Annotated in this window: 10 protein-coding genes; 7 read left to right on the top strand and 3 right to left on the bottom strand. The window is 52.2% G+C overall.

Going from position 1 to position 12086, the window contains the following annotated elements; genetic code table 11:
• Window positions 1-118: 118 nt before the first annotated feature.
• Window positions 119-1354 (bottom strand): MFS transporter, encoded by a 1236-nt coding sequence (locus WFL93_RS07665; protein WP_336777739.1) that lies wholly within the window; start codon window positions 1352-1354, stop codon window positions 119-121.
• 101 nt (window positions 1355-1455) lie between these two features.
• Between WFL93_RS07665 and WFL93_RS07670 the strand changes: the two genes are divergently transcribed.
• Window positions 1456-2412: an AraC family transcriptional regulator gene (locus WFL93_RS07670; RefSeq protein ID WP_336777740.1), complete on the top strand. Its 957-nt coding sequence runs from the start codon at window positions 1456-1458 to the stop codon at window positions 2410-2412.
• A gap of 84 nt (window positions 2413-2496) precedes the next feature.
• Here the strand turns inward: WFL93_RS07670 and WFL93_RS07675 are convergent, their stop codons facing one another.
• The gene (locus WFL93_RS07675; RefSeq protein ID WP_336777741.1) at window positions 2497-3375 is read right to left on the bottom strand and encodes a LysR family transcriptional regulator; all 879 of its coding nucleotides are present in this window, start codon (window positions 3373-3375) and stop codon (window positions 2497-2499) included.
• Window positions 3376-3479: 104 nt separating this feature from the next.
• Between WFL93_RS07675 and budA the strand changes: the two genes are divergently transcribed.
• From budA to WFL93_RS07690, 3 genes are read left to right on the top strand one after another with little or no spacing between them, the layout of a single operon-like run.
• Entirely contained in the window at window positions 3480-4262 is a 783-nt protein-coding gene (budA, locus tag WFL93_RS07680; protein ID WP_336777742.1) for an acetolactate decarboxylase, read from the top strand.
• A 14-nt stretch (window positions 4263-4276) separates the two neighbouring features.
• Window positions 4277-5956, top strand: a complete 1680-nt coding sequence (gene alsS, locus WFL93_RS07685; RefSeq protein ID WP_336777743.1) for an acetolactate synthase AlsS — start codon at window positions 4277-4279, stop codon at window positions 5954-5956.
• A 21-nt stretch (window positions 5957-5977) separates the two neighbouring features.
• Window positions 5978-6751 (top strand): (S)-acetoin forming diacetyl reductase, encoded by a 774-nt coding sequence (locus tag WFL93_RS07690; RefSeq protein ID WP_336777744.1) that lies wholly within the window; start codon window positions 5978-5980, stop codon window positions 6749-6751.
• Window positions 6752-6902: 151 nt separating this feature from the next.
• Here WFL93_RS07690 and norR read toward each other — a convergent pair whose 3' ends face one another.
• Complete coding sequence (gene norR / locus WFL93_RS07695) at window positions 6903-8423, bottom strand: nitric oxide reductase transcriptional regulator NorR (protein WP_336777745.1); 1521 nt, start codon at window positions 8421-8423, stop codon at window positions 6903-6905.
• Between the two features lie 458 nt (window positions 8424-8881).
• On the opposite strand from norR, the gene norV reads away from it, so the two are divergent.
• The 3 genes from norV (at window position 8882) to WFL93_RS07710 (ending at window position 11911) form a co-directional block, all read left to right on the top strand.
• Window positions 8882-10351, top strand: coding sequence for an anaerobic nitric oxide reductase flavorubredoxin (gene norV, locus WFL93_RS07700; RefSeq protein ID WP_336777746.1), 1470 nt, complete (start codon window positions 8882-8884; stop codon window positions 10349-10351).
• Between the two features lie 4 nt (window positions 10352-10355).
• Window positions 10356-11501 (top strand): NADH:flavorubredoxin reductase NorW, encoded by a 1146-nt coding sequence (norW, locus tag WFL93_RS07705; protein WP_336777747.1) that lies wholly within the window; start codon window positions 10356-10358, stop codon window positions 11499-11501.
• A gap of 131 nt (window positions 11502-11632) precedes the next feature.
• The gene (locus WFL93_RS07710) at window positions 11633-11911 is read left to right on the top strand and encodes a hypothetical protein (protein WP_336777748.1); all 279 of its coding nucleotides are present in this window, start codon (window positions 11633-11635) and stop codon (window positions 11909-11911) included.
• The last annotated feature ends 175 nt before the right edge of the window (window positions 11912-12086 follow it).

Here is a 12086-nt window from a genome sequence, read left to right on the forward strand (position 1 = left end):
TCTGCTAACAGAATCATCGGGTTATCCACTCATCACCCTTCATGCTGCCGTGAGTGAGAGCAATGAACGGTGAGATAATTGGCAGGTCAGGCATTTACCTGTAAACCTGCCGTTGGTTTTAGTGAAATGACCGGCTTCCGGTACCGGTCACGACTGGCGATACCCTAACCCGATAGGCAATAACCATTGCCGCAACCAGCATTATGCATCCCGCGGTGAGGAATACTCCGGTGATGCCGCTTATGCCATAAACCAGTCCCCCAATAGCGGCACCGATGGCAATTGAGGATTGAACGGCGGCTACCACCATTCCTCCTGCACTCTCAGCCTCATCGGGTAAAGCACGCGCTACCCAGCTGGACCAGGCTACCGGCACGCCGCCAAATGCAAAGCCCCACAACATAACCAGCAGAGTAAGTCCTGTCAGTGATACCGGCAGGGTTAACATAGCGAGTGCAGCCGCCCCTACTAACGTGGGCATCACGATCAGCGTCAGGCGTAAGCTTCGTTCCATCAACCATCCTGCCGCTAGCGTCCCAACAAAATTAGCCAGTCCAAATCCCAGCAAAATTAGCGCAAGTGTTTCACTTCCAACATGCGCGAGCGTTTCAAGTGCCGGACGTATGTAAGTAAAAAGCGCATACTGCCCGGTGTGTGCCAGCACGCAGCCCAGCATCCCCACGCTAACGCCAGGCCGCTGCAGAAGAGAATAAACCGATGCTGTTTTACCCCGAACAACCGGCGCCATACCGGGAAGCGTGAACCACTGAAAAATTAAGGTGATTGCCCCCACTGCAGCGGCGACAAAAAAGGCGCTACGCCAGCCAAAAAGGCCGCCAATGTAGCTTCCCAGAGGGACAGCCACAACGGTGCCTAACGCGATACCACTAAAAATAATCGACAGTGCGCGCGGTACTAACCTCTCAGGCACCAGTCGCATTGCCACCGCCGCCGCCATGCTCCAGAATCCACCGAGAGCGATCCCCAGCAAGACGCGCATCGCCAGCAACATAACGATGCTTGTAGATAGCGCCACCAGCACATTTGAAACGATCATCAACACCGTAAAACTCAACAATATGGTGCGCCGATTCATCGCACGCGTCAGGCGCGGGACCATTAACCCGGCAAATAACGCAATTAACGCCGTAATCGTGACGGCCTGGCCTGTAAGTGATTCTGACACCTGAAAATCCTGCGCCATGGGCGTTAATAAACTCGCCGGCAAGTATTCTGCGGTTAGCAAGCCAAATACGCCCATGGTTAACGAAAACACCGCCCGCCAGGCAGGCCGAATTTGCTCATCACGGTCTAAGACTTCCTCGTGCGCATTCACACAGACTTCGTTTGTCATTCCCGTTTTTCCTTCTAAATAGTTTAAAGGCCGAAGTCTATGCAGGCGGGCGTGGATGATCTATGCTCTAAAACCCTCAGTTTTTAACCCAAAACCCGAATATGAACGCAACTCATCCCTTTGCCCTCTCGTCTGAACTCATCAGTGAACTGCTTGCAGGTCTGCGGCTTTATGGCGTGCAGTATCGGCGTATACAGACTGGCAATACCTTTGGTTTGAACTTTCTCAGTCGGCCTGGTCACGCTTATTTGCACTATGTTGCCGTGGGAGATGTGCTGCTTAGAACCTCAGGAGGCCATTGTCTTACGCTTTCAGCGGGTGAAGCGGTCTTTATTCCCCACGGCATAGAGCATCAGCTGTTGTCGGCAACCACCGTTGAGGTGATGAATATCGATGATTTAGAGACAGCACCACTGGATGACAACGTGAGTGGACTGGATAGCTGTCCCAGCACCCAAGAGACGCCCAGTGCGGTGATGTTTTTTGGTTGCATGGAGATCAACTTAGGCAGCATGCAGCGGCTAGCAGGGGCGATGCCCGAAATTATGCTTGCCGATGCACAGGGCACTCACTGGCCTGGACTCATGCATATACTTGATGCGATGAAACGCGAGATATGCTCCGGACGCGTGGGCTATGCCGGCATCCTTGCCAGGTTGGCCGATGTCGTTGCCGCAATGTTTATCAGGGGTTGGGTGGAAAACGGTTGTGATAACAGCTCAGGACTGGCAGCGGCCCTGCGTGATCCGCGTTTGGCCCGCGCCATTCTGGCCATTCATCGCGAACCGGCTCGGGATTGGAGTGTGGCACAGCTCGCCGCTGAATCACATATCTCCCGATCCGCATTCGCGGAGAGGTTTCAGGCAACAATCGGTATACCTCCCCTACGATATGCAACGGAAGTGCGCATGCAACTGGCTATCCGCTGGTTGTCGTCAGAAAAAATCACCATCGACGCTGCATCACAACGCTTAGGTTACTCCTCGCAAGCCGCTTTCAGTCGGGCATTTAAACGCGTGACAGGCAAGTCTCCCGGAACACTGCGTATTCCGAGCTGAGGCATTTCAGGTCGGATTTTTATTCAGCGCTTATAGTGATATTTAATATTGGGCATCATTATGACCTGAATAAAATGCCTGATTTCACGCATTAATTAAATTGAGCAAATGCATCACTGTCCTGGAGGGATTATTGCGTCGCCAGGCAAAAGCGATATCGGTGAACAGAGTGTTATTCTCTATTTCACAAAACGTGATGTGTGGGTTGTTCACGCAGCACATTGACTCTGGCACCAGCGCGATTCCGCAACCTGCGCCAACCATGCCGAGAGACGACGTAATCTGTGGCGCCTGAATAAATCGTGTCGTTATGAACCCCGCACGCAGACACGTGCTGACGATCAGCTCATAGAGACTGGGAGCGACTTCACGCGGAAACATAATCAATGTTTCATCCACCAGCTGTGATAGCGCAATGGTGTGCAGATGGCTACATGCATGACCCACAGGTAACGCAACCATCATTCTCTCAGTAGCGATAACCTTCAGGTTGAACGCTTTGCTGCTTTCACACGGCAGGCGAATAAACGCCGCATCGAGCAATCCATCCCGCAAATCCTGCATCAGTAAAGCCATGTTCTCTTCACGCGTGATGAGCTCCATCGCCGGATAACGTATTTTAAAACGTTGAATAAGATCAAACACCGGTGCACCGAAGGCGACTGAACTGGCGAACCCCAGCGACATCTGCCCGCTTATGCCCCGCGCCATGCCTCGAGCTTTCTCGAGCGCATGGTCAGCCAGCTGCACAATCTCTGCGGCATCATTCAGGAATGCCCTGCCCGCGTCGGTAAGCTCAACACCGCGCGTCAAACGTTTCAGTAACGGTGTCCCAATCTCGTGTTCCAGCCGCTGGATTTGCTGGCTCAGCGGCGGCTGAGAAATGCCCAACATCTCTGCGGCACGAGTGAAATGTAGCGTCTCTGCAACGGCTACAAAATAACGCAGATGGCGAAGTTCCATATCAAATACGTCTCAAAGTTAACAGGTTTCGCTATTGGATTCCGTAAGCTAAAAAGCCCACCATGATATTAACACGGCTTAACTATTGGTTTGCGAGGTGGCAAATGTGTAATTTTGTATCTGACTGTTCATGCGAGGAACAGCTGAAAGAGACCGTCTTAAAACTCCATGATGATTCACCAGAAAAGGTTATCTATCAGACCTCCCTGATGAGCGCGCTGCTGAGTGGTGTTTATGACGGATCCACCACGGTGTCGGACTTATTAAACAAAGGCGATTTTGGTCTGGGTACGTTCAACCAGCTTGATGGCGAACTTATCGCCTTCGACAGCAAAGTCTATCAGTTACGCTCCGATGGCAGCGCCAATCCTGCCAAACCCGAGCAACAAACGCCGTTTGCAGTAATGACCTTTTTCAAACCGGAACATCATCACCGCTTTAGCGGAACCGCGACGCGAGAAGAGGTTCACCGGGTTATCGACAGTAAAATCACTTCAGACAATCAGTTCTGCGCCATGCGCATCAGTGGCCACTTCCAGGCGGTTCAGACTCGTACTGTTCCCTGTCAGTGCCGCCCTTATCGCTCGATGCCTGAGGTGCTGGGCGATCAGCCAACCTTCGCGTTCAAACAGACCCCGGGTGAACTGATTGGCTTCCGGACGCCGCAGTACATGCAGGGGATCAACGTGGCCGGTTATCACGAGCACTTTATTACGGATGACCGGCAAGGCGGCGGACACATCCTCGACTATGTGCTCGAGGAGGGAACGCTGACCTTTGGCGCGATTAGCAAGCTGGTGATTGATCTCCCCCGGGATACCGAATTCCTCCAGGCAGAGCTCAATCCTCACAATCTTGATGAAGCCATTCGAGCCGTTGAAAGCTAACCGTAGAGGTGACTATGAAAACGTTAAAAACCAACACTATTTGGAACAGCGGCGCCGATTTAGTTGTCGCACAACTTGAAGCGCAGGGGGTTAATCACGTGTTTGGCATCCCCGGAGCCAAGATCGATAAAGTGTTTGATTCGCTGGTGGATTCACCCATTCAACTGGTCCCTGTCAGACATGAAGCTAATGCTGCTTTTATGGCCGCAGCAGTAGGCCGACTCACAGGGCATGCAGGTGTTGCACTCGTGACCTCCGGACCCGGCTGTTCCAACCTGGTTACCGGCATGGCAACCGCCACCAGCGAAGGCGATCCGGTGGTGGCCATTGGCGGAGCGGTAAAACGATCGGATAGCGCCAAACAGGTTCACCAAAGCCTGGATACCGTTTCGATGTTTCGCCCGGTCACAAAATATGCTGTTGAGGTCACCTCTCCCTCCGCGCTAACTGAATGTGTCTCCAATGCATTTCGTCATGCTGAAAACGGACGCGGCGGCGGCACATTTATCAGCCTGCCACAGGATATTGTCGACCAGCCTGTGTCCGGCAGCCCTTTGCACAGCAATGGACACATCAAGCTGGGCGCCGCACCCGATGCCCTGATTGAGGCGGTCAGCCAGGAGATCACTCGGGCAAAAAATCCGGTCATTCTGCTGGGCCTGATGGCCAGTCAGCCAGAAAACAGCGCTGCGATTCATGAATTACTGTCGAAAAGCCAGATCCCGGTAACCAGTACTTACCAGGCCGCAGGTGCCGTCAGACAGGAGAACTTCTCACGGTTTGCCGGACGTGTTGGACTATTTAACAACCAGGCCGGAGACCGTCTATTACAGCAGGCAGACCTGATCATCACTATCGGGTACAGCCCGGTTGAGTATGAGCCGGCAATGTGGAACAGCGGCAAAGCTTTGCTGGTCCATATTGATGTGCTGCCTGCTGATACGGATAACCTTTACCTGCCTGACGCAGAACTGGTCGGCGACATTGCCCAGACCGTAAGCAAGATTGCCACCCGCATCACCGCGCCGCTTCAGCTCAGTACCATCGCAGCTTCTGTGCTGGAAGATCGGCAGCAGCAACGGCAATTACTGGCACTGCAAGGCGCCAGCTTAAATCAGTTTGCGCTGCATCCACTGCGCATCGTGCGCGCGATGCAGGACATCATTAACGCTGACATCAGCCTTACCGTTGACATGGGAAGCTTTCACATCTGGATTGCGCGATATCTGTATAGCTTCCGCGCGCGCCAAATCATGATCTCCAATGGTCAGCAGACCATGGGCGTCGCCCTGCCCTGGGCTATCGGTGCATGGCTGGTTGATCCCTCACGCAAAATTGTATCGGTCTCCGGTGATGGCGGATTTTTACAATCAAGCATGGAGCTGGAAACTGCCGTCAGGCTCAAGGCCAATATTCTGCACATCATCTGGGTCGATAACGCCTACAACATGGTTGCCATGCAGGAAGAGAAAAAGTATCAGCGCATTTCAGGTGTCAATTTTGGCCCGGTTGATTTTAAAGCCTATGCCGAAGCGTTCGGCGCTGCCGGCTTCTCAGTAAACAGTGCTGCTGAACTGGAACCAACGTTGCGCAGAGCCATGAATGTCAATGGCCCGGCAGTGGTCGCTATTCCGGTCGACTACAGCGATAACCCATTGCTGATGAGTCAGTTACACCTCAGTCAACTTCTCTAAATAAATATCAAGGATGCCATTATGAAAAACAGAGTCGCATTTGTGACCGGTGCCGGCCAAGGCATTGGCGCTGCCATCGCCTTACGCCTGGCAAAAGACGGCTTTGCCGTTGCCATCGCGGATTTCAATCTTGAAACAGCGCAGCATGTCGCTGATGAGATTATCCGCTCGGGGGGAAAGGCTTTGGCGCTGCAGGTTGATGTCAGCCAACGCGACAAGGTATTTCACGCTGTTGAAGAGGCACGCCATGCGCTGGGCGATTTCCATGTGATTGTAAACAATGCCGGTATTGCGCCATCAACACCCATCAGCGATATCACCGAAGAGATTGTGGATAAGGTCTATAACGTCAACGTCAAGGGGGTGATTTGGGGAATGCAGGCGGCGATCAACGCTTTCGCCGCGGAGAATCACGGCGGCAAAATCATTAATGCCTGCTCTCAGGCTGGACATGTAGGCAATCCGGAACTTGCCGTATACAGTTCCAGCAAGTTTGCCGTTCGCGGGCTTACGCAGACAGCGGCCAAGGATCTTGCGCCTAAAGGCATCACGGTTAATGCCTTCTGTCCCGGGATTGTTAACACTCCCATGTGGCAATCCATCGACAAACAAATCTCAGAAGCGGCAGGTAAACCGGCCGGGTATGGCACTGAGGAATTTGCCAAACGCATTACTCTGGGCCGCCTATCTGAGCCGGAAGATGTAGCTGCCTGCGTTGCCTTTCTGGCGGGACCCGACTCCGATTACATGACCGGGCAATCGCTATTAATCGACGGCGGTATGGTATTCAACTGATTCAGTGATCGTGCTTACCCGCACTACAATGCGGGTAAGTTATTAGCCATGAGTATTTACCTATGCATCTCATTCCATCGGAAGAACAGTTGCGCGTCTTCCTGGCTAAACGGCAGGTGACCTATTTTATCTTTGCGATTAACATCACCCTTTATTTCAGTCCCAATTTGACTGCCAGCCGATGAAGATTCCCGGGATCCAATTCCAGCTTTCTAGCCGCCTTAGCCCACACCCGATCGCAGCTTTCATAAACCTGTTTAATGTAGTCGTACTGAAATTTACGCGTCGCCTCGCTGAGGTTCACCACTGGCGTGGTTAGCAACGTTTTGATCGGCTCTGCATGAACGGTTCCGCCATCCTGTAGTTGAAAATGTTGTGGAAGCAGAATGACTTCGCCGTTGCGTGATTCGGCCTGCGCGATGATCACGGCACGATATATAGCATGTTCCAGCTCGCGCACATTTCCCGGCCAGCTTGCGGCTTGCAGCATAGCGCGGCAGCCAGCACTTAACGCAACGCTCAACAGGCCAAATTTTACCCGACACTTTTCACAGAAATAGCCCGCTAGCAGTACGATATCGTCACGACGTTCATTCAGCGACGGGACGAACAGCGGGAAGACGCTAAGGCGATGATAAAGATCAGCCCTGAATTTGCCATCGGTCACCGCCTTGCGCATATCAAGGTTGGTTGCGGCGATAATGCGCACATCCACGGTAAGCGGCTTATCTTCGCCCACTCGCTGCAGATCGCCATACTGCAGCACGCGTAGCAGCTTGGCCTGCAGCGAAAGCGGCAACTCTCCAATCTCATCAAGAAACAGCGTCCCTTTATCCGCCAATTCGAATTTGCCCGGCCGATCGTGAATGGCGCCGGTGAACGCCCCTTTGACGTGGCCAAACAGCTCGCTCTCCGCCACGCTTTCCGGCAGGGCTGCACAGTTGAGATAAACCAGCGGCCGCGCTGCGCGATGAGAATGTTGGTGAAGGGCCTGAGCAACCAACTCTTTACCGGTGCCGGTTTCGCCCATGATCAACACGCTGAGATCGGAAGGAGCAACCACACCAATCTGTTGTTTGAGATGCGCTAACGCCGTCGAATCACCGATGATCTCCACCTCCTCACTCTCTTCGGGCCGGTGTGGTGGCGGTGCAAAGGATGAGGCGGGTTTTTCTAAACGCTCCATCAGCAAGGCATTATTCAGTGCACCCGCCGTCAGGCTCGCCAGCACTCGTAACTCTTCATCGCTGTAATTATCAAATTGAGTAGCGTTAATGCCATCCAGCGTCAGGGCGCCGATCAGCGTTTGCCCAACAAAAAGTGGCATGCCGACGCAGGCGTGGACGTGTAAATCGCCTTGGTCGGGAATCAATCCATCATAGGGATCGGGTAAATCACTGTCGGCGGGAAAGCGCACCACATCGCCAGCCCGCGCGATGGCCTCAAGTCGTGGATGAGCATCAAGATTGAATCGCCGCCCCATCACATCCGGTGCCAGACCCGCGGTGGCCAGCGGACGAAACTGCTGATTCTCATAACGTAATAGCGCGGTGGCGTCACAGTTTAACGCGCCGTGGATGCTGTTAATCATCCGCATAAACCGGTCGCGGCCATGCACTCCATTTTGAATATCAACAGCCAGTGCCGCCAGCGTCTGAACAGAAAGAGTCATATTGTCACCCGCACATGAATTGGCTCAAAGACAAGCAAAGACATTGTATTTAACACAATATGAAATTGTACATTTGATTAAAATCAACGTGTTATGCAATGGCACGGAATATGCCTTATCAGATTAGATAATGTAGCTCAGGAGTATCACCGTGTCAGAACAACATAACAGTCAGGCGCTTAGCGATCAGCAAATTGCATCGGCCGCTGATGCCCTGCGTTGGGCAGCGGCATCATCTATCCACCGGCGCTGTTAATTGCACTGAATATATAACCCGCTGCGGCGGGTTTTTTATGCCTGTAAATTGTCATTAATACAATTAGTTGTCACTAACACAAAATTGGTTATTGTAATTTAAACAACATCCAATATGTAAACATATGAATATCAGTAAGTTAAATATTGGCACGCTTGATGCACAACGAGTGTGAAACCAACTTACGCTAACAGGGCATCAAATGAATATTCACGTAAAAAACAACATTTTTTGGGTCGGCAAACGTGACTGGGAAGTTGAGCACTTTCACGGCAAAGAGTACAAGATGCAGCGGGGCACCAGCTATAACAGCTATCTTATTCGCGAAGCCAAAAACGTCCTAATCGATACGGTTGATCTGAAATTCCGAACTGATTTTGTTAAGAATCTGGCAGAAGAAATCGACCTGAAAAAAATCGATGCCATCGTAATTAACCATGCAGAAGAAGACCATTCAGGCGCACTCGCCGAACTGCTGGCGCTGATTCCAGGCACGCCGATTTACTGCACCGCTAACGGCGTTGATTCCATCAATGGTCATCACCACCATCCCGAATGGAATTTTAACGTGGTTAAAACCGGTGATTCGCTTGATCTCGGCAACGGCAAAAAACTGATCTTTGTTGAAACCCCGATGTTGCATTGGCCAGACAGCATGATGACTTACATGACAGAGGACGCCGTGCTGTTCAGTAATGACGCCTTCGGCCAGCATTACTGCGATGAACATCTGTTTAACGATGAAGTTGACCAACACGAACTGTTTGATCAATGCCAGCGCTATTTCTCCAATATCCTGACGCCTTTTGCGCGTCTGGTTACCCCAAAAATCAATGAGATACTCGGCTTTAATCTGCCGGTCAGCATGATTGCGACTTCGCATGGCGTGGTGTGGCGCGATAAACCCACCCAGATTGTAGAGCTGTACCTGCAATGGGCTGCGGATTATCAGGAAGATCGCATCACCCTGTTCTACGACGCCATGTCTAACAACACCCGCATGATGGCGGATGCGATCGCCGAAGGTATCCGCGAAACCGATCCGCGCGTTGCCGTGAAGGTTTACAACGTCTCCACCCACGACAAAAACGAAATCATCACCTCCTGCTTCCGCTCCAAGGGCATTTTGGTCGGTTCCTCCACCATGAACAATGTGATGATGCCGAAGGTGGCGGGCATGCTGGAAGAGATTACCGGCCTGAAATTCCGCAATAAACGCGCCTCCGCGTTCGGTTCTTATGGCTGGACTGGCGGAGCGGTGGATCGCGTTGCCACTCGCCTGCAGGATGCCGGTTTTGATATGACGATTGCGCTCAAAACCAAGTGGCGTCCCGACCTCTCCGCGCTGGAAGAGTGCCGCGAGCATGGCCGCAAAATCGCCCGTGAATGGGCGCTCTCGCCGCTGCCGGTAGCCGTCGTCGCAGCGAATACTGCCGCTGCGGTTATGGTAGCTTCCGCACCCATAAACCAGGGTGGCGTCGGTGTGGTAGAAGCGGGTGAAGACATCGGGCAGAAAATGATTTGTACGGTTTGTCAGTGGGTTTACGACCCGGCCGAGGGCGAACCAAACCAGGATGTCCTACCCGGAACCGCATGGGAAGCCGTGCCAGACGATTTCTTATGCCCTGGATGCGCGCTGGGCAAATCCGTGTTTGATCCTTACGAGGGCTGAGTCCATGTCAGCAGACATTGTGATTGTCGGCTCAGGCTTCGCCGCCCGCCAGCTGGTCAAAAACATCCGGCATCTGGATAAACATGTGCCGATTCGCATCATTGCGGCCGATAGCTGTGATGAATACAACAAGCCCGAACTCAGTCATGTTTTCAGTATGGGTTATCGCGCTGAGGCACTCACTCGACAAACCGCAGCAGAGTGGGCGGAAAACCAGAACATCATGCTGCATCCTTTTACCACGGTTTCGCGCATTGATACGGCAGCAAAGGTTATCAGAACTCCCGCTGGCGATTACGTCTATGGCAAGCTGGTGCTTGCTACTGGTGCCGAGGCCATCGTACCGGCGATAGAGGGCAGTGATCTGATCTTCACGCTGAACAGTCAGCAGGAATACCGCCGCTATGACAACGCGCTGATAGATGCGCATCGAATATTGATGGTCGGCGGTGGTCTCATCGGCACAGAACTCGCGATGGATTTTAACCGTGCAGGTAAAGCAGTAACGGTAATGGACCGCAGTAACGGCCTTCTTTCGGCGCTGTTACCGCCGGAAATCAGTGCTCGTCTGCAAAACCGTTTGATGAACAACGGGGTAGAGTTTCTCTTCAGGCATGAACTCAGCAAAATCTCACGGCATGATGATTTACTGGAGGCAACGTTCAGTAACGGACAACGGAGGATTTTTAACGCCGTGGTGTGTGCCATTGGCTTACGCCCTAATCTTACGCTGGCGCAGAGTGCGGGAATCGAAACACGTCGTGGAATTGTGGTTGATGACACTCTCGCCACCTCGGCTACCGATGTCTCCGCCTTGGGTGATTGTGCAGAGATTCAGGGAAAACTGATGCCCTATCTGCAGCCCGCTACCCTTGCGGCAATGACGCTGGCTAAAAACCTTACCGGTCACGACGCCAAACTGATGCTGCCAGCCATGTTGATCAAGGTTAAAACGCCGGATATGCCGCTTCACCTGGCGGGCGATCCAGCGAATGCAGCTTATCATTGGGATATGGCGTTATCCCCGTCAGGCATTATTGCTCAAGGCCGTGATGAAGACGGGGCATTACGGGCATTTGTTGTCAGCGAAGAGCATATGAAGCTGGCATTCAGTATGTTGAAGGACATCAAACTTTCGGGCACATCTTAACCCAAGCATTTTATTAACAGACGATCGGACGCATTTAGGTTCGCTAATTAAAGCGGCGATGGTCCTTGCATCTACCAGGCCGGTAATCCACCGGCCATTGCTTCCAACTTAATATTAAAGGATGTGGCACAATGAATATGCCTGAAGCCCCAGCAGTAACCAATATTACCCTGCATAACCCCTCCTCTTGCACCTGTGGGAGAATTATTTGGTTAACGATGCACTGTGATTCCTTCGCCATGAATATGGGAACATGGGACGTTGAAGCACGCATTGATGCAAGTATTGGAACGATTTCTCAGCGTAAAACGTTCCCACCTGAAATGCTCAAGGAGGTCGTTGCGGTGATATTTTGGGAGATGTGGAATGCGTGGGAGCCAGCAGAAGGCAAAAAGGTTGTGGCTGAATAATAAACAACACCTAAGCCGCATTTTTATAAGTTTCAATCAGTGCCAGTAGCGGACATTAATGAATGTTGCCGTGGATTAAACACCGCGATGTTTATCTCTGTATTGACATTATCAAAAAACAGACTGTGCCTTGCCGTTGTTTAGGCCTTTCGCCGTTATGCCTCTGACAAAACCT

Source organism: Pantoea sp. USHLN256 (assembly GCF_037149875.1).
Taxonomy (GTDB): domain Bacteria; phylum Pseudomonadota; class Gammaproteobacteria; order Enterobacterales; family Enterobacteriaceae; genus Pantoea; species Pantoea nemavictus.